Consider the following 24023-nt stretch of genomic DNA (forward strand, 5'->3'; position numbering starts at 1 on the left):
ATTTAAACGCTGCAAAAAACATTCTGAAAGAAGGATTAAAAATAATATCGTCAGGAACTGGCGATTACACGGGCGGAGACTCAAATAAGACTTTGGCAACAAAGCACAAGTCTGTGAAGCCCGAAGCTCATTTGTCTTTAGCAAATGGGTAGTTCACTCCAGTCAGTAATGCTCTTCCTTGAAAAAAATTAAGAACCGCATATAGGAATGAAACAAGTATAAATATAAAGGATGCTGAATTGATATTATTAAGCACCTTCATATCATATAAAGATAAATCTGTATGATATCCTATGTTCCTAATTTTATTCCAATAATTAAGACTTGGGTTCATAAGTAGATAGTAGTTTGTTTTAAAATTACATTTTTAATGCGGTACAAAAAAGCATTTTTAAATTTTGCAAGTCAGCTTATTCGCTGAGAATAAAAAAAACCTTCTTACATTTCTGCAAGAAGGCTAGATTGAAAAATATAGATGATGATTAGTTGCTATGCATAATTATAGACAGCTTCTTTGCTTTCTAATACTGTCGAGCCCATTAAGAATTCATCCACTTTGCGCGCACATTCACGTCCTTCTGAAATCGCCCAAACCACTAAGGATTGACCACGTCGCATATCTCCTGCAGCGAAATATTTACTTGCGTTAGTTTGGTAAGAACCTTCAGCAGCTTTTACATTGCCACGTTCGTCTAATGCGATACCCAATTGTTGTAATAAACCTTCATGCTGAGGGTGTAAGAAACCCATAGCGAGTGTTACCAATTCGCAAGGGATTTCACGTTGAGAACCTTCTACTTCTTTAAATTTAGTTGGTCTTCCCAAAGCGTCAGTTTCCCATTCTAAATCTACTACAACTGCAGCACGTAAGTTACCGTTTTCGTCACCTAAGAATTCTTTGGTACTGATACTCCAGTGTCTTTGACATCCTTCCTCGTGAGAAGTTGTTGTTTTTAACAACATGGGGTAAGTAGGCCAAGGCATTGCCGAAGTACGTGTTTGCGGAGGTTGAGGCATTAATTCAAATTGAGTTACAGATTTTGCACCGTGTCTGTTTGAAGTACCTACACAGTCAGATCCTGTATCACCGCCACCGATTACCAATACATTTTTGCCTGTAGCCAAGATTTCTTCTGTTTCGATAGGAGAGTTACCTACACGTTTGTTCTGTTGTTTCAAAAACTCCATCGCATAGTATACGCCTTTTAGTTCACGTCCTGGAATATTCAGATTACGTGGAATAGTAGAGCCTCCTGATAACACAACTGCATCATATTGATCCAATTCTGAAGCTGGGACATTTTTACCCACTTCAGCGTTAGTGCGGAATTCAATACCTGATTCTTTCATCACTTCGATACGTCTGTCGATAACAGATTTATCCAATTTGAAGTCTGGAATGCCGTAGCGTAAAAGTCCACCCACTTTATCATCACGTTCGTAAACAACTACGTCATGACCAGCTTTGTTTAACTGTGCTGCAGCAGCAAGTCCAGCAGGACCGCCACCAACAACAGCAACTTTTTTACCCGTCTTGATAGCAGACTTATTAGGTTGTACATAACCTTTTTTGTAGGCAATCTCGATGATATGTTTTTCAATTTCCTCAATAGCTACAGGATTTTTGTTGATGCCCAATACACATGCCGATTCGCATGGCGCAGGACAAATACGACCTGTGAATTCAGGAAAATTGTTTGTTGACGATAATATATTATATGCTTCTTCCCATTTGCCATCATATACGGCATCGTTAAATTCAGGAATAACATTTCCAAGTGGACATCCTGAGTGACAGAATGGAATACCACAATTCATACAACGTGCAGCTTGATTGTTCAATTGCTCGTCCGAGTATAATTTTACAAACTCTTGGTAATTTTGTTTTCTATTTTCTACAGCCTCTTTTTGAGGAAGTACTCTATCAAATTCTAAAAATCCAGTTGCTTTTCCCATGATTTTATTTCCTCTTTAATTAAGCTACAACCATTTTTTTCAATAATACATTTTTATATTCACGAGGGAATACCTTGATGAATTTGTTCTTTTCGGTAGCCCAATTTTCCAAGATATAAGATGCTCTCGCACTCTTAGTCAAGTTGACATGACGTTTCAATAACGAGATAATTTCATTTTCATCTTGTGTATCAAGTGGGTCAAGATCTACCATTTCTTGGTTGCAGTTGTCTTTGAAGTTGCCATTGATATCGTAAATCCATGCAATACCGCCACTCATACCTGCTGCGAAGTTTCGACCTGTGTCCCCTAAAATCAGGGCACGACCGCCTGTCATATATTCACATCCGTGATCTCCGATACCTTCAACAACTGCTGTAGCTCCTGAGTTACGTACCGCAAAACGCTCACCTGCCATACCATTGATAAACAAGTGGCCTGAAGTCGCGCCATAAAGTGCAACGTTACCAATAATGATGTTTTCGTGTGGTGTTAATGAGCTTTCTTTTGCCGGATAAATGGCTAATTGTGCTCCTGAAAGACCTTTACCTACATAGTCATTTGCTTCGCCTTCTAATTCGAACGAAATACCTTTTGTGTTGAATGCACCGAATGATTGACCTGCTGAACCTTCAAATTTGAAGTTGATCGTGTTGTCTGGCAATCCTTCAGAACCATAGATTTTTGATATTTCGTTAGAAAGTAAAGTTCCGATTGTGCGGTCTGTATTTTTCACTTTAAATGTGCCAAATACAGGAGTTTTATTTTCTAAAGCTTCTTTTGCTTGTTTCAATAATCCCCAGTCCAAAATCATACTCATGCCATGATCTTGCTCTTCGGTATTATAAAGAGATTGACCTACTTCGTTACGTGCTACGTGTAGGATTCCAGAGAAATCAACTTTAGAAGCTTTCCAATGGCCTACATCTTCGCGTTTTTTCAAGAATTGTGCGCGGCCCACCATTTCATTGATCGAACGGAAACCTAATTGAGCCATAATCTCACGCATTTCTTCCGCTAAAAATTGGAATAGATGAACTATATCTTCTGGTTTACCAGAGAATAACTTGCGCAATTCAGGATCTTGAGTCGCCACACCAACAGGACAAGTATTCAAATGACATTTACGCATCATGATACATCCGCCAGCTACTAATGCAGCTGTTGCTACACCCCATTCTTCCGCGCCTAATAAAGTAGCAATAACTAAGTCACGGCCTGTTTTCATTTGACCATCTGCTTGTAACACGACGCGGCTACGCAATTTATTTTGTACCAAAGTTTGATGCGCTTCAGCTAAACCAAGTTCCCAAGGAAGACCTGCGTGCTTGATAGAGCTGATAGGAGAGGCTCCAGTACCACCATCGTATCCCGCAATTAAGATGACGTCTGAGTGCGCTTTGGCTACACCGGCAGCAATAGTTCCAACACCTGCTTTAGATACCAACTTCACGTTGATACGTGCATTGCGATTGGCATTTTTTAAATCGAAAATTAATTGAGCCAAATCCTCAATTGAGTAAATATCGTGGTGTGGAGGAGGAGAAATCAAACCTACGCCAGGAGTAGAGTGACGAGTTTTTGCAATCCAATCATCTACTTTGTGTCCTGGCAATTGACCACCTTCACCTGGTTTTGCACCTTGAGCCATCTTAATTTGGATCTCATCGGCTTGAGTTAAGTAGTTTGATGTAACACCAAAACGTGCTGATGCAACTTGTTTGATTGCCGAACGCATAGAGTCTCCATTAGGTAATTTTACATAACGGATTTCATCTTCACCACCTTCACCAGTATTCGACTTAGCGCCAATACGGTTCATTGCGATAGCTAATGTGCTGTGCGCTTCGTGAGAGATAGAACCGAAAGACATTGCTCCAGTAGCGAAACGTTTCATGATTTCGCTTGCTGGTTCTACTTCCTCTACAGGAATAGCATTTCTATGTTTTGCAAAATCCAATAAGCCACGAAGCGTAAACATCGCTTCTTTTTGATTATTGATTAATGCGGAATATTTTTTGAATGTTTCAAAGTCGTTGTTACGACAAGCTTGTTGCAATAAGTGAACAGTTTGTGGATTCCACAAGTGACCTTCGCCACGACGTTTCCATTGGTAAATACCACCTTCAGGCAATAAAGGCTTCACATTGCGTGGAGCTTCGAATGAGCGCCAGTGTTTAGTTAATGCTTCACGAGCAATATCATCCAAATTCAAACCGCCGATACGGGATACTGCACCACAGAAATATTTGTCTACAACAGATTTATCAATACCTAATACCTCAAAGATTTGAGCACCGTGATACGATTGTAATGTTGAAATACCCATTTTAGAGAATATTTTCAACAAACCATTACAAACTGCTTTTACGTAGTTTTTACGTAATTGTTCCCATTCTAACTCTGTGTCTAATTGACCTTCAGCTTTCAATGTACGGATACTAGCTAATGCCAAATAAGGATTGATTGCTGTTGCGCCGAAAGCTAACAAACAAGCGAAGTGGTGTACTTCCCAAGCATCACCTGCTTCTACTACTAAACCTACAGCACCACGATTACCTGTTTTGATTAAGTGGTGGTGTACTGCAGATACAGCTAAAATAGAAGGGATAGCTGCATGTTGAGAATCGATCGCACGGTCAGATAAGATGATGACCTCAAATCCATCACGTACCGCATCATCTGCATAGCGGCATAATCTTTCGATACCTGCTTCTAATGAACCTGGTTTGCCATCTGCTCTAAAATATGCTTGCAATGTTTTCGCTTGGAAAACACCTGTATCGATAGAACGTAATTTCTCTAATTCGCTAGAAGTTAAGATTGGGTGCTCTAACGTAACACAGTGACACGATTTTTTGTCTTCGACAAGAATGTTTCCTGAATTACCAATAAAAGTAGCCAAACTCATTACCAAACGCTCACGGATTGGGTCGATAGGAGGATTAGTTACTTGCGCAAAGAACTGTTTGAAATAGCTAGAAATATGTTGCGGTTGATCAGACAATACAGCCAAAGGAACATCTGTACCCATTGAACCAATAGGCTCGTAACCTGTAGTCGCCATGGGCGTCAAAATTGTTTCGATATCTTCTCTCGAATAACCGAAAGCTTGTTGGTATTTGAAAACAGAATCTTTTGATAAGTAGGTAAACGTTACGCGAGGTTCTGCTAATTCTTCTAATTTGATTTTATAGTTGTTGATCCATTCACCGTAAGGTTGTTGACGAACCAATTCACCTTTCACTTCTTCGTCGGTACGGATTTTTCCTTCTTCCATATCCACCACGAAGATTTTACCTGGTTGTTGACGACCTTTTTTGATGATAGTAGACTCATCAATAGGCAATGCTCCAGCTTCTGAAGCAACGATAACACGGTCATCTGATGTTACAGCAAAACGCAATGGACGTAAACCATTTCTGTCTAAGGTAGCACCGATGATTTTTCCGTCCGTGAAACATAATGCAGCAGGGCCATCCCATGGCTCCATCAATGTCGCGTGGTATTCGTAGAATGCTTTTTTCAACGGATCCATTTGTGTGTTACCATCCCAAGCTTCTGGTACCAACATCAACATGACATGTGGTAAGCTACGTCCGCTGTGTAATAATAATTCCACTACATTGTCCAGACAAGCTGAATCGGATTGACCTTTGTCTACCACAGGCAACAAGATTTCCATTTCTTCTTTGGTAAAATAAGGAGAAGAAAGAGAGCGAACTGCAGCATAGAACCAGTTCAAGTTACCTGTTAAGGTGTTGATCTCACCATTGTGTGCCATCATGCGGAAAGGTTGCGCCAAGGACCATGATGGAAATGTATTTGTCGAGAAACGTGAGTGTACCAAACCAAATGCTGATACTACACGAGGATCTTTTAAGTCTTTATAATAAGTGCCAACTTGATAGGTCGTTAATTGACCTTTGTAAATAATAGTTTTGCAAGAAAGTGAGGCAATATAAAGAGGAAGTGGGTATTCTTGGGTTGATTTGATTTTCTGAATTATAAGTCTTCTTAAAACGTATAATTTGCGATCAAAATCTTCTGTGTTAGTAACACCTACTGGCCTTGATACGAAGAATTGAACGATTTCAGGTTCTGCACTCAACGCTGTAGGTCCGATTCCTTCTTTATTGACTGGAACAGCTCTGAATCCCAACAAATCCATGTTTCTTTCTTCAGCTGCTTCCTTTATAACTTGACGACACAGGTCGTTTAAAGATTTTTCCTTTGGTAAAAATACCATACCTACGCCATAGTAGCCAGGTTCTTGAAGTTGTATGCCTAAATCAATACATTCTTCCCACAAAAATTCATGTGGTACTTGAATCATAATTCCCGCACCATCACCACTTTCAGGATCACATCCGCATGCTCCGCGATGTTCCATGTTTTCTAGCATAACTAAGGCATCACGCACTTGATCGTGGGATTTTTTACCTTTTATATGTGCTACAAAACCAACACCACAAGCGTCGTGTTCAAATTCTGGGTTGTAAAGTCCTTCTTGCTGCATTCTTATATAAATTATGTTTACCTAATTAGAGTTTGCTAATATAAAAAATTTCTACTAAAATAATTGAAATATTTTCAATGAAAATTATAATACTTTGATTTATTTTTAATACTGTAGTAGATTTCAGACTCATTTCGTATTTATTTCGTAGTTTGATTGGTAATATGGAATTTCATTCGTTTTTTTGTGCTTCTATACAAACGAGTTATGATTATTAAAGAAATCGAAATCTACCGCTTAAGCATACCTATGGAACCTTTTGTTATAGCAACAGGGACGATGGATTACGCGCAGAATACTTTTATCAAAATTATTACGGATACAGATTACTATGGGGTGGGCGAATGTTCGGCTTTCCCAATGATCGTAGGAGAGACGCAAAACACGTGCTTGGCGGTAGCGCAAGACTTTGCTAAAATTTGGAAAGGTAAAGATCCATTAGATATTGAAGCGCGTATAGCAGAATTACATTTGTATATAGCTGGGAATGCGACTGTAAAATCAGCATTTGATATGGCTATTTATGATCTTGCGGCTAAAGTTGCAGGAATGCCCTTATATAAATTCTTAGGTGGAGAGAAAAAAGATATCATAACAGATATTACCTTAGGTATAGCTTCTCCAGAAGAAATGGCGCAAAAAGCGTTGAAATTAAAGGATAGTGGAGCTTTTGCATTAAAGGTGAAATTGGGTAAGAAGCCTCAAGATGATATTGCACGTATCCGAGCGATTCGTCAAGCTGTAGGTTTTGATATTCCTATTCGTATAGATGCTAATCAAGGTTGGTCTTATGAAGGAGCTATCGAAGCTCTTCAAGGCTTAGAACCTTACAAAATTCAATTTTGCGAGCAACCTATGCGTACCTATAATGATCATTTGCTTCCTGAATTGCGAACACAAACAATCGTTCCAATAATGGCGGATGAATCGGTATATTCGCATCATGATGCGGAAAGGTTGTGCAAAGCTGATGCTAGTGATTATATCAATATCAAATTTTCAAAATCTTCTGGTATTCATGAAGCTTTGAAAATTCAGGCTGTAGCTGCAGAATATAATATCCCTTGCATGATTGGTGGCATGTTGGAATCTCGTTTGGCATTAGCGGCTAAAGTACATTTTGCTTACGCATCGCCTAATGTGAAATTCTACGATTTAGACACATGTATGGTTGGACATTTAGAAGATCCAGTAATCGGGGGTATTCAATACAATGGTTATGAAATTCATATAGCAGAAGATATTGGGATTGGCGCTGATATGAGCCAATCATTTTTAGACAAATGTGAAAAATGGGTGATTTAATCACCCATTTTCTTTAATTTGTATTTTTATAATTCCTGAATTAGCCAATTATTATGAGTAAAGTAGATATAATTTCCATAGCTAAAGCTTTGAACTTATCAAAGTCTACTGTTTCTCGTGCTTTTCAAGAGAAAAGCGATATAAATCCTAATACTCGAAATCGTATTTTGGCGTATGCCAATGAAGTTAATTACCGTCCAAACCATTATGCAAGTAATTTGCGTGAACAAAAGAGTAAAACCATAGCGGTTGTGGTTCCCGAATTGGAGAATAATTATTTTACGCAAATCATTAAAGGGGCTGAAAAGATTGCTAAGCAGGAGGGCTATCATATCTTGATTTATGCTACCGATGATGATATAAATAAAGAACGCGAGTTTATTACCAGTATTTCGAATGGTAAAGTGGATGGTGTGTTAATGTCGGTGGTGGGCGAACGTGATAACCACAGTTATCTACATAATATAGATTTAAAAAAAATGCCTATTGTTTTTTTTGATCGGGTATATGATGATATAGATATTACAAAAATCGTGACCGACGATTACCAGAGTAGTTTTGATGCGACAGAACATTTAATACTAGGAGGCTGCAAATCCATAGCGTATTTAGTTGTTGATAAAGATCACTCTATTGGTAAAGAAAGGGCCTTAGGGTACAAGGATGCACTTAAGAAGCATAAAATCGCGATTCAAGAAGATTTAATAGTAGATTGTTCGAATTCTTACGATGAAAATTTCAAAATCTTAAAGGAACTTCTAATTAATCATAAACCTGATGCAGTATTTTCTTCAGTCGAACGCTTGGCCTTTTCTACGTATTTTGTGTGTAATGATTTAGGATTAAAAATTCCAAAAGATTTGAAAGTTGTAGCTTTTTCTAGCCTTCAGATTGCAGAACTTTTATCACCTCCTCTTTCTACAGTCACTCAGCCAGCAGAACAAATTGGACAAAAGGCTGCTAAATTATTACTTAATACATTAAAGGGAGAGCCTCAAGATGTGGATGCCAAAACAATAATTTTGAAGTCAGAATTGCGTATTCGCAAATCGTCACAATTTTAGAGACTTTCGAAATAACAATGCAGTGGATCCAGCTAACAATAATGACATTCCGGCAATTATGATCGCAAATATTGCCTTTCCCTCCAAGTAATCTTGTATAAGAATACCACTGCACAATCCGACTAATATTTGTGGTACTGTTATGAATAAGTTGAATATTCCGAAGTACAATCCAATTTTTTGATGCGGAATCAGTCGACTTAATAATGCAAATGGTGATGCCAATATACTTGACCAAGCTATTCCAATACAGATCATGGGGATATATAGTAAATTAACATTATGGCAATTAAATACAACTAACAAACCTATTCCACCGATAAATAATGCAATTATGTGAGTCGTGATAACATTTGTTTTTTTATATAAATAGGGTAAAGCAAGGGAAAATAGACTTGCAGCCAAATGGTAGCATCCAAATAATATTCCTGTATAGTTGGCAGCATCAGCATACAATTTTGATTGGGAAGAATAATCAAACTCAGCATAAATATGTTGGGCGATGGCTGGTGTCATATAAATCCAAACTAAAAAAAATGCAGCCCAGCTGAAGAATTGTATTAATCCCAATTGCCACATTTTTTTAGGAATCTTCGGAAGAGTATAAGTATTGCTCGCTTTAGGTTGAGCAGCGGATAATGGATTTATATTATTTGAGGTAATGGCTTTCGCGGTGATTAAAACCGTAATTAACAATAAAGTTGCTCCGATATAAAAGGACCATTTTACATTGTCGGCAATCTGCTGTGATTCTGAAGTAGAACTAAAGGATAGAAATTTGTGTAATATATAAGGCAACGTTGATCCAATAATGGCTCCTATACTTATTAAAAAAGTTTGAATCGCAAATCCTTTAGGTTGCTGAAAAGTAGGGAGATAGTCTGTGACAGCCGCACGGAGTGGATGCATGCTGACATTAAAGGATAAATCTATGATTATTATCAGAAACGCACCTATAAATAGTGGCGACCATAATGCGATAAGTAAATTCGAGTTTGGCAATGCATATAACGATAAAGCACACAAAATTCCACCTGTCAGAAGATAAGGAACTCTTGTACTTCTCGAATTTATATTTCTATCACTCCAATACCCGATTAAGGGTTGGATGACAGTACCTGAAAGCGGAGCTATAAGCCAAAAAAGTGAGACTTGGGTAAGATCAGCGCCATAATTTTGTAGTATGCGTGTTACATTTCCCGCTTGTAATGCAAAACCAATTTGTATACCTAAAAAGCCTATACATAATGAAGAGATTTGTAGAGTGGACTTGGTAGTTTTTTCTTGCATAAAATTGGTTTGGAGCTAGTAATATAGAAACTTATTTTGAAAATTTCGAAATACTTTTTTTGAATAAATTTTGGTTTAAATAAATTAAATTTCTATCTTTATGCAACCTCTTTGGGAACGTTCCCAAAGATTGTGATAACCAAAAGGAAAACAAAAGTTATTATGTATATGTTCTATTTATTGTAGAATGTTTACCTAAATACATCTATTTTATAAACCAAAAACTCAAATTATGCAAAACTTTACATTTCGTAATTCGTTGCTTTTCTATTTGTTTTTGCTTCTCAACCTGTTTTCATTTTCTAGTTATGCTTCGTCGTATATACAGGCGAATTCTATTGCTGGGAAAATAACAGATGGGAATGGAGGAGCGGTAGTAGGAGCAACTGTAAGTATTAAAAATTCGGCTACCGCAACTTCTACAGATGCGAATGGTAATTATTTGTTGACTAATGTACCGCTGGGGAGTCAAGTAGTTATCGTGAATATGATTGGCTATGAGAAATCAGAAACTAATATCAATATCGTCGCGGGAGCAAATAAGTTGGATATTGCCTTAATATCAGCTTCTGATGAATTGGAAGAAGTCGTAGTCATAGGATACGGTACAGCGAGACGTAAACAAGTTACGGGCTCAATTTCCAGTGTTACGCCTGAGGAATTCAATAGAGGTGTGGTGAGTTCTCCTGATCAATTGTTGGCAGGTAAGGTAGCAGGTCTAACGGTGAATAGATCTGGTGGAGATCCAACTGCTGGATCGACGATGCAATTGCGTGGACCTTCTTCCTTGACAGCGAGCTCTTCGCCCTTATATGTCATTGATGGAATAGTCGGCGCTAATATCGAATTGATTGCGCCAGATGATATTGTATCGATGGACGTGATGAAAGACGCTTCATCAACAGCAATTTACGGTTCGCGTGCAGCTAACGGAGTTATTTTTGTGACGACCAAAAGAGGTAAAGCAGGCGCGCCTGTTCTTTCATACAGCGGGTATGCCGCATCAGAATCAGTTTCTAACCGTGTGAATGTATTAAGTGCTGCAGAGCATAAGGCTTTTGTCGAAGCAAATGGTCTTGCGGTAGCGCCGACTGAAACAGGCTTCGAAACGGATTGGCAAGATGCTATCACCAGAAATGGTGTGTCACACAACCACAATTTATCGCTGACAGGTGGAAGTGAAGGCACACGATACAATGCTTCTGTGAATTACTTTAACAATCAAGGTATTGTGAAACGTAGTGGTGTAGAAAAAATTGTTGCGCGTGTAGGCGTCGATCAAAACGCTTTTGAAGACCGATTGAAACTTTCATTTAATTTAGCAAATAGCATCAATACATCTACGCATATCGATTATGGTATTTTTAATGGCGCAGCGCGTTTTGTCCCGACTTCACCAATTATGACGGATGATCCAGAATATGCACAATATGGTGGCTATTTTCAGGTCGTAGGTCGTACAGGCTATATGAATCCAGTTTCGATGTTAAACCTACGTGATGAAAACAGAAGTAATAACACGTTGCTTGGAAACTTCAAAGCAGATTTAAAGCTTGTTGATGGATTGGTTTGGTCGAATGTCTTGTCTTACCAACGTACGCATTGGGATAAGAATTATTATATGGCACGTACTGATTTTGATTCTTTCGCTTTAGGAAGAGGATTTGCAGATCGAACAGCCTTAAAACATATTGACAAGATTCTAGAATCTTATCTGAATTATTCCTTCACTGCTGATTTGCACACATTTGAGGCGATGGCAGGTTATTCTTATCAAAAGACTAAGAATGATGATGGTCTTCGCGGTACATCTGTAGGCTTTATGTCAGATGATTTGTTGGATAATAATTTGAATTTGGGTTCTTTGCCCGAAGGGTACAATCCATACAGTGATTTTCCACACATCAAAGAATCATTATTAATCTCTGGTTACGGTCGTTTGGGGTATAATTACGACGAGAAATACCTGTTAAGTGCTTCTATTCGTCGTGATGGTTCATCCAAATTTGGTGTGAATAACAGATGGGCAACATTCCCATCCATTTCTGCGGCATGGCGATTGACACGTGAAGATTTCATGCAAAATCAACAATTATTTTCTGAATTGAAAATAAGAGCGGGTTATGGGGTATCGGGTAATCAAAATATCGATCCTTACCGTAGTATTATTTTGTTTGGACCACGTGATGGACAATTTTTCTACAATGGTAAATGGGTAAATGCGTATGGTGTAAGCCAAAATGAAAATCCTGATTTAAAATGGGAAAGCACTTCCATGTTTAATGTAGGTTTGGATTTCGAATTGTGGAAAGGTCGTATTGGTGGTACAATTGAGTATTATAATAAAGAAACCAAAGACTTATTGTATGAATACGATGTGCCGTCTCCTCCTTATCAATTCAATAGATTATTGGCAAATGGTGCAAGTATGAGTAATAAAGGAATAGAAGTGGTATTGAATGCGAATGTATATTCCAATGAAAATTTCCGCTATTCCACTACCGTGAATTTTGCTAGAAATGTAAACGAAGTTGGCTCGCTTTCCTCTAATATTGAGAATATCGGTGTGTCACAACGTTATGAAGGAGGTATCGGCTTAGAAGGGTGGACTGGGCAAACGGCATCGATTGTATTGCCAGGTCAACCTTTAGGAACTTTCTATGTGGCTAAATATGTCGGTTACGACGAAGTTGCGAAACGTACTATTTACCAAAAACCTTCAGGCGAATTGGTAACGCAGGACCAAATTTCGGCACCAGACGATTACCAAATTATGGGATATGCGCTTCCTAAATTTACTTATGGCTGGAACAACAATTTCAGATACAAAAGTTGGGATTTAAATATTTTCTTAAGAGGTGTATACGGCAATCAAATTTTCAATGCTACACGTGCAGATTTATCAAGATTGCAACAGGCGAATGTGACTAACATTTCAAAAGACGCGTTAGAAGAAGGGATTTTTGAAACACCATTGATCGCGTCGAGCAGATTTCTAGAAGATGGTTCGTTTTTGCGCCTAGATAATATGACTTTAGGTTATAGATTCAACACAAGCCAAGCTAAATATTTCAAACAAGCGCGATTGTATTTGACTGCACAAAACTTATTTACATTGACTGACTACACGGGCGTAGATCCAGAGTTGAGCTTAGGTGGATTATCTCCAGGTATTGATAATAGAAGCTATTATCCAAAAACTCGTTCGTTCATTTTTGGTGTCAATTTTACATTTTAATACGTAAATAATATGAAAGCGAAAAATAATAAACTACATATATTTCTGTTGGCTGGACTTACATTTTTTGGCGCCTCGTGTACCAAATTCGATGATAAAGTTTATTCATCTTACACAGAAGATACTTTTCCAAAAACGCCTGAGCAGTTTGTTGCGGTTACGGGGCCTGTATATACTTCGGCTAGGGGATATTTTGGGGATTACTTTGATTTACAGACCGCAGGCTCGGATGAAGTGATTATTCCGACACGTGGTGGTGACTGGTTTGATGGTGGTAAATGGCGTGATATGCATTTTCATACGTGGTCGCCGTCGCACGAAGTCGTTCGTAATGCTTGGAATTGGGGCTTCAATGCTATCGGTACATGTAATCGAGTGTTGAGTGTGTTGGAAAAATCTGAAGATTCAGAACAAAAGAACCAAACATTAGCAGAAATTAAAACTATGCGTGCTTGGTACTATTATTTGATGATGGATGCGTATGGAAATATTCCGTTGGTAACGTCTTTTGATACAGGTACGGAGTTGCCAAGTACAACGCCTCGTGCGCAAATATTTGAATTTGTTGTTTCAGAATTGGAGGAAAATCTACCGTTATTGAGTGAAGAAAAATCTTTAGCAACTTATGGAAGACCTACAAAATGGTTTGCGCACGCATTATTAGCAAAAACCTATCTCAATGCGCAAGTATACACAGGTACAGCGCAATGGAACAAAGTTGTAGAAAATGCGAATGCTGTAATTGCGTCAGAGAAATATTCCCTAGAAAATGATTTCTTAGCTCAATTTAAAGCAGATAATGGTGCGGACAGTCCAGAACCAATTTTTTCAATTCCATTTGATGCATCAAGAGCAAAAGGTAATGCCTTATTCAACAAAGTATTGCATTATGCGCATCGCCAAACATTTGAGTTGAATGGTAATCCATGGAATGGATGGAGTGCGCAGCCCGCATATTTCAATTTATTTGAAGATTTAGACAATCGTAAGCAACAATGGTTATATGGGCAGCAATATAATTCCACAGGTCAACCATTAATCTACAATGGGATCAATATAGTGATAAATCCTAATGGCTATAATCTATTGCCAGGTTCTGATTTTGATATTGGTGGCGCAGATGATGGTGGTCGTTTGGCGGGTGCACGCTGTGTGAAATACCAACCAGATAAAAATCACATTGGCAGTGATGCAGGTAATGATGTAGTGGTTTTCCGATTAGCCGATGTTTTATTGATGAAAGCTGAAGCTATCTTGCGAGGTGCAACAAATGGCACTGCTGCACAAGCTGTAGAAGCAGCTAATCAAGTGCGCAAACGTGCTTTCCCAGTTAATCCAGAGAAACATTTTACAACTGCAACATTGAATTTAGATGCCATATATAAAGAACGTGGGTTGGAATTTACATTTGAAGTAACGCGTCGAACAGATATGATTCGCTTCGGCAAATGGGAAGATGCCATGTTGTTTAAGCCAGCAAACACAGCAGAGACATATAAGCGCCTATTTCCAATACCAGCGACAGCGTTGGCAAATAACACAAATCTAACACCTAATCCAGGTTACTAATTATGAATGTTATGAAAACAATATATAAATTTTTAGCAATTGGTTTATGTGGTCTACTTCTCTTAGGTATTAATGCCTGTAAAAAGGTAGAACATAGCATTGACGATCAAATTGTTTCAATAAATGAAAGTACAGTATCAACTATCCAGATAGGTAAGAAGCTGAAAGTAGGTTTCATAGCAATGAATGTGAATACCTTTGAATTTAGTATTGAGAAAGATGGAACAGTATTGCTTACAGAACAAATTGCGGTTGAGCCTAATCAAAATATTACAGAAAAAGAATTTAATATTCCTTTGGATGAAAGCTATATAGGAGAAGCAAACCTTAAAATAACCTATCAATCGGGGGGACAAACAGTGACTAAAACGCATCCAATAACCTTCGAAGAAAGTAATCCACAAATGTTTGTCGTAGGTGGGTCTACTGGAGCAGGTTGGGAACCTACCAATGCGGTAGCTATGACATTATATGGTGAAGATAGTAAAACTACATTTGAAACATTTGAATACTTGACTGCTGATGGAGGCTTTAAATTCTTACCAACAAATGTAGATTGGACAGGCGGATATGGTTTAGGAGATACTCCTGGAACTATTTCACAAGATGAAGAAGCGGGTAACTTGACTGTCCCTATCAATGGTTTCTATCGAATCCGTATGGATGCTGAAAATCTAACCTATGAAACATCAAAACTATCAATGGGAGTGATCGGTGATGCTACGCCAGGTGGATGGGACAGCGATACGGATATGACTTTCGAAGGTGGAAAAGGAACTTATGTATGGAAAGTGTCTCTAAACTTAAAAGTTGGAAAAATAAAATTTAGAGCCAACGATGATTGGGCAATAAATTTCGGAGGAACTCCAAATGAAATTACACAAGGTGGAGCGGATATAGAGGTTGCTTCAGCTGGTTTGTATGATTTAACATTAGATCTTACTCCGGGAGCGTACACCGCAAAAATTGAGAAAAAATAATAAACTAAAAATGGGTGATTTAATCACCCATTTTATATAGTTTTGAACTATGAATACAATGTCTTGGGGAATTGGAAAAGAAGAAGTTATCGTACTTATTGTGATTGCAGTATTTTTGACTGCTGCTTACTTTTTCTTCTCAAAATTGCTGAAACGTAAATAATTAGTCTACTAAAAAGGCTTGTTCGATACTTTTGATTAATTGGATATCCGAAAAATAAATTAATCGTGCATCTTGAAAAGCTATTTCCTTAGCTTTCTGCTCAGCATTTAATGCAAATTCTTGGAATATTTTGAAATGCTCTTTTCTTTGTTGAGGGTCTTTTGATTTGAATTGTTGAAGTTTATCGACCAAATCTTCGTTAATTTTTAATTCAACTTTATAATTACTTGCCACTTGTTGGAACATTATTAACGGTTCTTTTTCACCTTGAAAATAAATAACAAAGGCCTCTAAGTTATTTTCATCTTTAATGATATAAGCCTCAAATTCAATATTTCCTATTTTGATTTTATCAATTAGCAAGGGTGTGTTCATTTTTTTTCGGTTAGTTTTATTAGGAATCAAAATTAAATTTATTTTCTTATACTCCGCGAAATCCCTTTAAAAATATATAACACATTTAGTGATTTTTCTTTATATTTGAATATGTTAATCTAAATAATAGTCTGTCGGTTATATGAACCACTATTTTTTATTGTTTTTCGCATTACTTGTTTTCTCTTCTTGTAAAAAAGATGAAACTATTGAAGATTCATTTGTAGGTGAGTGGAACTTCAATAATTATTATGAATATAATTATTGCTCTAATTGCCCAGATCCACAAGAAACTACTATAAACCGAACTGATGTAACTATGTCAGGAGCAATCTATAAAAAGATAATCTTTTTAGAAAATAAGGAAGTTAGGTTGTTGTTGAATTATCCTCATTATACAGCTAAAGAAGAAGAAAATAGAGGAACTTATATGTTGAAAAATGACAGTATATTTTTCAATGTCAAAGAAGTTTATTTTGATGGAATGAAACAGACCATTTCAAATAATCTGTATATAGATCCTGAATTGACGAATACATTACCTTTTGATCATTTACGAGGTAGATCTTTCAAATTTAAATTTAGTCTTCAAAATGATAAATTAGAGATTTTCCAACAAGATTATGACCGTAAAGGCAATATAGTTTATACGAATATTCCGTCTAGACCTTCGAATCCAAATGCTGGTAATACCTTTAATGTTGAAACGAGAACAGCAAGAACAGAGAAAGTAACGTACCAACGTAAATAGTCTTTTTATCATTTGTTAAAAAATTGCTGCGAGGGAATGCTTTCCCAGGCTTAAGGGCTTTAAATAAATTTAAATCAGTACCTTTGTGCTACTTATTAAAAATAGAAAAAGATGAGTACACAAAAAGGTCCAATTAGTCAATTTATTGAGCACAATTACCGTCACTTTAATGCTGCCGCATTAGTAGATGCAGCTAAAGGATATGAACAACATTTACTAGAAGGTGGTAAAATGTTGATCTCATTAGGTGGTGCTATGTCAACTGCTGAATTAGGTGTTTCTTTAGCGGAGATGATCCGTCAAGATAAAGTACATATTATCTCGTGTACAGGTGCAAACTTAGAGGAGGATGTGATGAATTTGGTAGCGCACTCGCACTACAAACGTATTCCTAACTACCGTGATTTGACACCAGAGCAAGAGCGCGAATTATTAGATACACACTTCAACCGTGTTACAGATACTTGTATCCCTGAAGAAGAGGCATTTCGTCGTCTTCAACAACACTTGGAAGATGTATGGCACGCTGCTGAAGCTAAAGGTGAACGTTACTTACCACATGAATTTTTATATCAAGTAGTTAATTCTGGCGTATTGGAGCAATACTATGAAATCGATCCTAAAGATTCTTGGATCGTAGCGGCTGCTGAGAAAAATTTACCAATCGTATGTCCGGGATGGGAAGATTCTACTACAGGTAATATCTTCGCGGCAAACGTGATCAAAGGTAACTTGAAAGCTTCTACTGTGAAATCAGGTATTGAATACATGATTTACTTGACAGAATGGTACCGTGCTAATTCAGAAGGTAAAGGTGTTGGTTTCTTCCAAATTGCTGGTGGTATCTCTGGTGACTTCCCTATCTGTGTAGTACCTATGATGTACCAAGATTTAGAATGGGAAGATGTTCCTTTCTGGTCTTACTTCTGTCAGATTTCTGACTCTACAACTTCTTATGGTTCGTACTCAGGTGCTGTTCCTAATGAGAAAATAACTTGGGGTAAATTAGATATTGATACGCCAAAATTCATGATTGAATCCGATGCTACTATCGTAGCGCCATTGGTGTTCGCTTGGATCTTGGGACAATAGTTTAGATATTAGTATTTAGAATATGAGATATGAGATTTTTTCTTGTATCTCATATCTTTACTTCTAGGAGTTCAAAAAAAGAAGTATATTCAATCTAATATCTATTGTCTAACATCTATTATCTAATATCTGTTAATCTAATGACAATGAGCAACCTTCTTACTGATAACCCTATTGCTTTGCAAGCTTTGATGAATGAAACCTTGTTTTCTACTGGTTTTACTGTGGATGAAAATTCTGGAGTAGCATCTTCATCATCTGTTGCTGTTGTAAATTGGGATTCGTCTTCGGAAGAGTTTGTTTTTCAGGGGGATAAAAGTACAGGAGTATTGTTTATTCTGAGGTATCCTTCTTATCCATATTTCTCGCCTGCGGCAGAAAAAGCTTTTATCAAAACCATAGGAGCATTGCAGCTTACTCCAGAAAATGTAGCTATAGTCAATTTGGCGAATCCTCAAAATCCAAATGACTTTAAACGTATTATGGCTTTCTTCGAGCCTAAGAAAATCACATTGTTAGGCGTCGAACCCGCTTCCTTAAAACTTCCAGAAATCACACACAATTCATATATGAAAGGTCGTATTGCTACTGTGTTTAATACTTTTTCATTTGAAGAGATGTTTGCCGATGTCAATAAAAAGAAACTTTTCTGGGGAGAATTTAAGACATTTATTGGTAATTGAGTAGTGAGATATGAGAATTGAGATTTTTCTTATTTCTTACTTTTGATTTATCACTTCTTCTTATTTCTTTTTTGACTTCTACCTTTTTACTTTATACTTTTACAGCATGTTAGAACTAGTATTTGCGACGAATAACGCCCATAAGCTTGAAGAAGTGCAAGCTATTGTAGGAGATAAGTTTGTATTGAAATCTTTAAGTGATATAGGTTGTCAAGACGATATTCCAGAGACAGGAGTAACTTTTAAAGAAAATGCAAAACAGAAAACTGATTATTTAGTGGACAAATATGGTTTATACTGTTTTGGTGATGACTCAGGACTAGAGATAGATGCTTTGAATGGAGAGCCTGGTGTATATTCAGCACGTTATTCAGGAACACGCGATATGGAAAAGAACATTGAATTCGTATTAGAGAAATTAGGTGATAATCCAAATAGAACAGCACGTTTCAAAACAGTGATTTCTTTGTATTTTAATGAGCAACAACATTTCTTTGAAGGAGCTATTGAAGGTAAGATTATAAAGGAAAGAAAAGGTGAGAAGGGCTTCGGTTACGATCCTATTTTTATTCCGAATGGCTATGATAAGACCTTCGCTGAAATGTCCTCTGAAGAGAAAAATGCGATTAGCCACCGCGCAATTGCTGTCTCTAAACTAGCAGAGTTTTTAAAAAACTATTAGTGTATAAATAAAAATTAAAACTTATCTCCTTGTCTAAGTAGGGATGATAAGAAAGTTTATAAAAACAAGAAGCTCATCAAATTGATGAGCTTCTTGTTTTTATGGTTCGATTTCTTCTGAAATTTCTTCAATCTGTTTTTTCTTTTCGATTGGTTTACCTTTTACTTCGACTTCTTCTTTCTCACTTTTATCACCTTTAGCATCCGTTGTATCATTGTCTTTTGGAAGCTCTCGTTTTCGGTTTAATAGATCTTCTTTCGATTTTGGTCTATCTTGCGGTCGCCAAACAAATCCAGGTAAAATTTCATTTTCTTGCGTTACCAAGCTAAAAGGATACACCTTTTGATCTACCTTCTTAATGGTCACATAGTCAATAATTTTCTTATCTTCCATGTACACTTTAATTCGTCCACCACGATCATGAAACATCTCCGTGATAATTTTTGTTTTATCATTTTGAGAGAACACCAGATTCTCAGCATTACCATCTACAAATAGTCTTTCAATATTATTATTAGCAAAGAAAGCCGTAATCTTACGTCCCTTAAGCTGGTTGAATTTTGTGGAATCGGACAATGCGTTCACCATAAAAGCATTTTCTTTCAAAAGCGCATTATCCATTTTTTGATTCACAATCTGCATGTATATAGTGTCTGCCGATATTTGAGAATCTTGAGCCCAAATCATTGGTCTTCCCATAAAGCGAAACATAGAATCCTGCATGCCATAATATACAGAATCCGCTACTGCCTGCAGGTCGGATTTGAACAATCGCACATTATAATAAGCTTTTACTATACGGGTACGAGACGTATCTGAAATTTCTTTTTTAGTCAAATTTGTATCAGCCTGTTGCGCAATTTTCAATGCTTGATTGATGGCAGTGTCTGCATGTCCTGCTATGGGAACAACAGCTTTTTGACGAAGAATAGAATCAGCTTTCAAAGTGTGCTCAATTTCTTTCCTTCCTTCACCATGATTATTGTTTGCTGTAGTTTTACTAGTAACCTTAGGAGCAGCTTTTTTAACAGCATTGGTAGCTTTTTGCAATGTTCTTCCTTCTGTTTTTTCTACTTTGGCTAATGGATCAGCTCCTTGCACTTGCGTAGAATCAGTTAATGTGTTTTCACCCGTATCATCGTCATCTCCATAATCTTCTTCGTCTTCATCCAACATCTCGCCACCATTTCGATCTAATTTTAAGTCCAATGGAATGTATTCTTTAGCAAGAATCATTCGCGAATATAAGGTGTCTGCAGTCATGTAGACCGAATCTATTTTAGGTTCTGGTTTAGGATCTACAGTGGGCTTTTCAATATAATTTGTAACTTCATTTTCCGAAGTTTTAGTTTCAGTTGACTTTTTCTCTTTATTCGTCTGAACTTCTTTTTTGTTTGGTTTCTTGCTTTCCGTACTAGCCATTAAAGGAGGTTCAACTTTCGTAGAATCTGATGCTGTACTATCCGAATCATTTTTAACCACCGTAATGATATACGGCTTTTCAGTCATCAAAATAGATTCTTCGTCTTGCTTATATTCTCCCTTCCCTCCATAAGCATAAAACTTGTCCAAGGTATCCACGAACACCACATTCCGAAAGGCTTTACCTATACCTGTAGCACGTTCATAATGAAGACTATCACCCTTTAGAAATCGGCTGCCTTCGGTATATAAATTTTTCTTATTGAAATTAGCGATACCTGTAGCCGTATTGTATACACCTTTCTCTGTATATAAGTTTTCTTGTTTATTGCCTTTGATATTTGTTGGTCCAAAAAAGTAGGTGTCCTTAGTCATGCTGTTATACCGCATAGTATCGGTGTAAACCTTAACCGAAGGATTTCTCACAATTACTTTATAACGGAAATAAGCATCTCCAGAATTTTCGAAATAATAAGCATTCCGTGAAGTGATGGTGTCAGTTTGCGTGATAATCCGACCCCCTCCCGTATACGTTCCGATTTTTGAGCGCATATTATACGTCAGATAATTCGTGGTTAATACCGAATTTCTATCTACCATCTTGACATTGCCTGTAAGTTTAGCATGTTGTGCGGCGGCGTCATAATGTAAATAGTCCGAATAAATAACGGTACCCGAAGGCTGAGTAATGACTACATTCCCAAAAGCTTCGAAAAACTGTTGTTTAATTTCATTTTCGTAGATATAACCACTGTCAGCAGAAAGGGTGTTTCCTTTGTGTTCATAGACAGGATTATAAAAGGTCATGTGACCAGTTTTTGCATTGATTCGGCCTGAACTTGAGGATACCAAATTCATACGGTTAGCTTCGCTAACTTGTGTAGGAATTTGTCCGAACAAAACTTGTACGGAAAAGATAAATAAGAGTAAGGATATATACTTCTTCACGAAGGCAAAAATAGATAATTAAATAGCAAAAAAATGTTAATACAATCATTTTTCCTGTTAAATAAAATCAATTTTTAATCCCTATTTTTGATATATGGATATTCTCAACCGATTTGAGTGTTATGTGGAAGAAAATAAGCTGTTTAGCAAGGCTGATAAAATCCTTGTAGCGGTGAGTGGAGGGCGCGATTCCATGTTATTATTGTGGCTACTTCATCACTGCAATTATTCCATCGAAGTCGCACATTGTAATTTTCAGTTACGAGGAGAAGAATCCGACGGAGATGAGGCATTGGTTCGGGAATTTTCTGCTAAGAATTCTGTTCCAATTCATGTAAAAAGATTTGATACGCAAGGCTATTCAGAATCCACTAAAGTGTCGATTCAAATGGCTGCTCGAGAACTTCGATATACGTGGTTCGAAGAGTTGCGTCATCAGGAGAATTGTACGGTAATAGCTGTAGCGCAGCATATGAACGATTCTGTAGAAACTGTATTATTTAACTTGTCACGTGGAACGGGACTTCAGGGACTCCAAGGAATTCTACCAAAGCGAGACTATTCAAAGGTGGTGAGACCATTGTTGTTTCTTCAAAGCAGAGAAATTACAGCGTTTGTTCAAGAACAAAATATTCCATTTCGTGATGATTCTTCTAATTTCTCGAATAAATATGCGCGTAATAAAATACGTTTAGATATCATTCCAGAGTTGGAAAAACTCAATCCAGAATTTATTTCTATAATGAATGAGAATATTCAACGCATGCGCGATTCGCAAGAAGTATTGTCTTCAAGTATGGTGCGACTGCGTAACGAAATGTTATTGCCTAGAGGTCATGATTCGTGGTTGATTAGTAAAGGAAACCTTTCCAATCTTTCGTTGAATGAATTGTATTTCTTCTTCGAACCCTATGGTTTTAAGAAAAATGTTCTGCAAGATTTGCTAGATAATCTATATAAAGAATCTGGAAAAAAGTTCGAAGCCGAAAGTTACCAGCTCATTACAGATAGAGAAGAAGTTGTGCTTTCACACATATTAGAGGATTATGAAGAAATCTTAATCCATTCAGAGGATAAAAAATTTGTTTGGGTAAATTATGAATTTTCTGCAGAGCTAAGCGAGAATATTTCTGTCCTGAAAGAAAAGAATATAGCTAAGATAGATTTTGGAAAATTAGTTTTCCCTCTTGTTATTCGTTCTTGGCAGGAAGGAGATGTTTTTCAACCGCTTGGAATGCAGGGGAAGAAAAAGTTGAGTGATTATTTTATCCAAAAGAAGATAAATATTTTAGAAAAAAGGCGCGTTCCAATTTTGGTAAATGGAGATGGTCGAATTATCTGGGTAGTTAATCACCACTTGGACGAAAGATTTAAGATTAGGGATAATACACAAAAAGTCCTTAAATTAGTTTGCAATTTACAAACGATATGAGTCAAGAAAAACATTTTGTTGAAAGACAATTTTTAGGGAGAGACATGACTTGGATTAGCGTCCGCATGACTTTGGCTTTATTTTGTTTTATCGTATACTACCTTAATGTGGATCATTTACCATCAAGACAATTGTTTTTTATAGTTGGTAGCTGTATCATTGTAGTATCCATAGTGATGATGTATTTGGTACATTATAAAACAGATGTATATAATGGGAACGTGGTTTTGAGCGGTTTATGGTCGACAAGATTGGTGAAAATTGATTTGCCGTCTATTACGAAGGTGGAGAAAAAACCTTACAGTACGTACATCTTCAATAATCCAGTTTATAATCTACATAAAAACGGTAAAATACGTTTCTATTCGGGTGGAAAAGATGCGGTTTGGTTGACAGATAAGGATGGCTTGATTTATATTATAGGTACGCATCGTCAAGAAGAATTATATAATGCAATCCTAAAATCAAAATCTTAAATAGTGTTAAGAGAATTGAGTCTGACATTACATTGACTTAAGTTTTTTACGTTTTTGATATATTTGGGTAAATAGATA

At 37.0% G+C, this 24023-nt stretch carries 16 protein-coding genes; 11 read left to right on the forward strand and 5 right to left on the reverse strand.

Features of this window, described 5'->3' with window-relative positions; all coding sequences use genetic code 11:
- Positions 1-489 precede the first annotated feature (489 nt).
- Both H8B04_RS14350 and gltB read right to left on the reverse strand, forming a co-directional pair.
- Positions 490-1956, reverse strand: a complete 1467-nt coding sequence (locus tag H8B04_RS14350; RefSeq protein ID WP_190302788.1) for a glutamate synthase subunit beta — start codon at positions 1954-1956, stop codon at positions 490-492.
- A gap of 19 nt (positions 1957-1975) precedes the next feature.
- The gene (gene gltB, locus H8B04_RS14355; protein ID WP_190302789.1) at positions 1976-6475 is read right to left on the reverse strand and encodes a glutamate synthase large subunit; all 4500 of its coding nucleotides are present in this window, start codon (positions 6473-6475) and stop codon (positions 1976-1978) included.
- Between the two features lie 207 nt (positions 6476-6682).
- Here gltB and H8B04_RS14360 point away from each other — a divergent pair, with 207 nt between their 5' ends.
- Positions 6683-7780, forward strand: coding sequence for a mandelate racemase/muconate lactonizing enzyme family protein (locus tag H8B04_RS14360; RefSeq protein WP_165290463.1), 1098 nt, complete (start codon positions 6683-6685; stop codon positions 7778-7780).
- A gap of 53 nt (positions 7781-7833) precedes the next feature.
- A complete protein-coding gene (locus H8B04_RS14365; RefSeq protein WP_190302790.1) occupies positions 7834-8844 on the forward strand; it encodes a LacI family DNA-binding transcriptional regulator in 1011 nt (336 codons plus the stop codon).
- Here H8B04_RS14365 and H8B04_RS14370 read toward each other — a convergent pair.
- Entirely contained in the window at positions 8833-10134 is a 1302-nt protein-coding gene (locus H8B04_RS14370) for an MFS transporter (protein WP_190302791.1), read from the reverse strand. The genes H8B04_RS14365 and H8B04_RS14370 overlap by 12 nt on opposite strands.
- Before the next feature lie 232 nt (positions 10135-10366).
- Between H8B04_RS14370 and H8B04_RS14375 the strand changes: the two genes are divergently transcribed.
- Genes H8B04_RS14375 through H8B04_RS14385 form a run of 3 tightly spaced genes read left to right on the forward strand, consistent with a single transcriptional unit; the run spans position 10367 to position 15921 of the window.
- Positions 10367-13372: a SusC/RagA family TonB-linked outer membrane protein gene (locus H8B04_RS14375; RefSeq protein ID WP_190302792.1), complete on the forward strand. Its 3006-nt coding sequence runs from the start codon at positions 10367-10369 to the stop codon at positions 13370-13372.
- A 12-nt stretch (positions 13373-13384) separates the two neighbouring features.
- Positions 13385-14941: a RagB/SusD family nutrient uptake outer membrane protein gene (locus tag H8B04_RS14380; protein ID WP_165290459.1), complete on the forward strand. Its 1557-nt coding sequence runs from the start codon at positions 13385-13387 to the stop codon at positions 14939-14941.
- Positions 14942-14952: 11 nt separating this feature from the next.
- Positions 14953-15921: a SusF/SusE family outer membrane protein gene (locus tag H8B04_RS14385; RefSeq protein ID WP_190302793.1), complete on the forward strand. Its 969-nt coding sequence runs from the start codon at positions 14953-14955 to the stop codon at positions 15919-15921.
- Between the two features lie 163 nt (positions 15922-16084).
- Here H8B04_RS14385 and H8B04_RS14390 read toward each other — a convergent pair whose 3' ends face one another.
- Positions 16085-16489 carry a hypothetical protein gene (locus tag H8B04_RS14390; RefSeq protein WP_165290457.1) on the reverse strand — a complete coding sequence of 135 codons (405 nt, stop codon included), beginning with the start codon at positions 16487-16489 and terminating at the stop codon, positions 16085-16087.
- Between the two features lie 112 nt (positions 16490-16601).
- Here H8B04_RS14390 and H8B04_RS14395 point away from each other — a divergent pair, with 112 nt between their 5' ends.
- The 4 genes from H8B04_RS14395 to H8B04_RS14410 all read left to right on the forward strand — a co-directional run bounded on the left by H8B04_RS14395 (position 16602) and on the right by H8B04_RS14410 (position 19667).
- Positions 16602-17210: a hypothetical protein gene (locus H8B04_RS14395; RefSeq protein WP_190302794.1), complete on the forward strand. Its 609-nt coding sequence runs from the start codon at positions 16602-16604 to the stop codon at positions 17208-17210.
- Between the two features lie 111 nt (positions 17211-17321).
- Positions 17322-18302, forward strand: a complete 981-nt coding sequence (locus H8B04_RS14400; protein ID WP_165290455.1) for a deoxyhypusine synthase family protein — start codon at positions 17322-17324, stop codon at positions 18300-18302.
- A 146-nt stretch (positions 18303-18448) separates the two neighbouring features.
- Positions 18449-18985, forward strand: coding sequence for a hypothetical protein (locus H8B04_RS14405; RefSeq protein WP_165290454.1), 537 nt, complete (start codon positions 18449-18451; stop codon positions 18983-18985).
- Positions 18986-19091: 106 nt separating this feature from the next.
- Positions 19092-19667, forward strand: a complete 576-nt coding sequence (locus H8B04_RS14410) for a non-canonical purine NTP diphosphatase (RefSeq protein ID WP_190302795.1) — start codon at positions 19092-19094, stop codon at positions 19665-19667.
- 99 nt (positions 19668-19766) lie between these two features.
- On the opposite strand, the gene H8B04_RS14415 is transcribed toward H8B04_RS14410, so the two are convergent.
- On the reverse strand, positions 19767-22037 hold the full coding sequence (locus tag H8B04_RS14415; RefSeq protein ID WP_317166086.1) for an OstA-like protein: 2271 nt from the start codon (positions 22035-22037) through the stop codon (positions 19767-19769).
- Between the two features lie 94 nt (positions 22038-22131).
- Here H8B04_RS14415 and tilS point away from each other — a divergent pair, with 94 nt between their 5' ends.
- Positions 22132-23469 carry a tRNA lysidine(34) synthetase TilS gene (gene tilS, locus H8B04_RS14420; RefSeq protein WP_190302796.1) on the forward strand — a complete coding sequence of 446 codons (1338 nt, stop codon included), beginning with the start codon at positions 22132-22134 and terminating at the stop codon, positions 23467-23469.
- A complete protein-coding gene (locus H8B04_RS14425) occupies positions 23466-23945 on the forward strand; it encodes a hypothetical protein (protein ID WP_190302797.1) in 480 nt (159 codons plus the stop codon). The genes tilS and H8B04_RS14425 overlap by 4 nt, the downstream gene beginning before the upstream one ends.
- Positions 23946-24023 lie beyond the last annotated feature (78 nt).

Source organism: Sphingobacterium litopenaei, assembly GCF_014692495.1.
GTDB classification, from domain to species: Bacteria; Bacteroidota; Bacteroidia; order Sphingobacteriales; family Sphingobacteriaceae; genus Sphingobacterium; species Sphingobacterium litopenaei.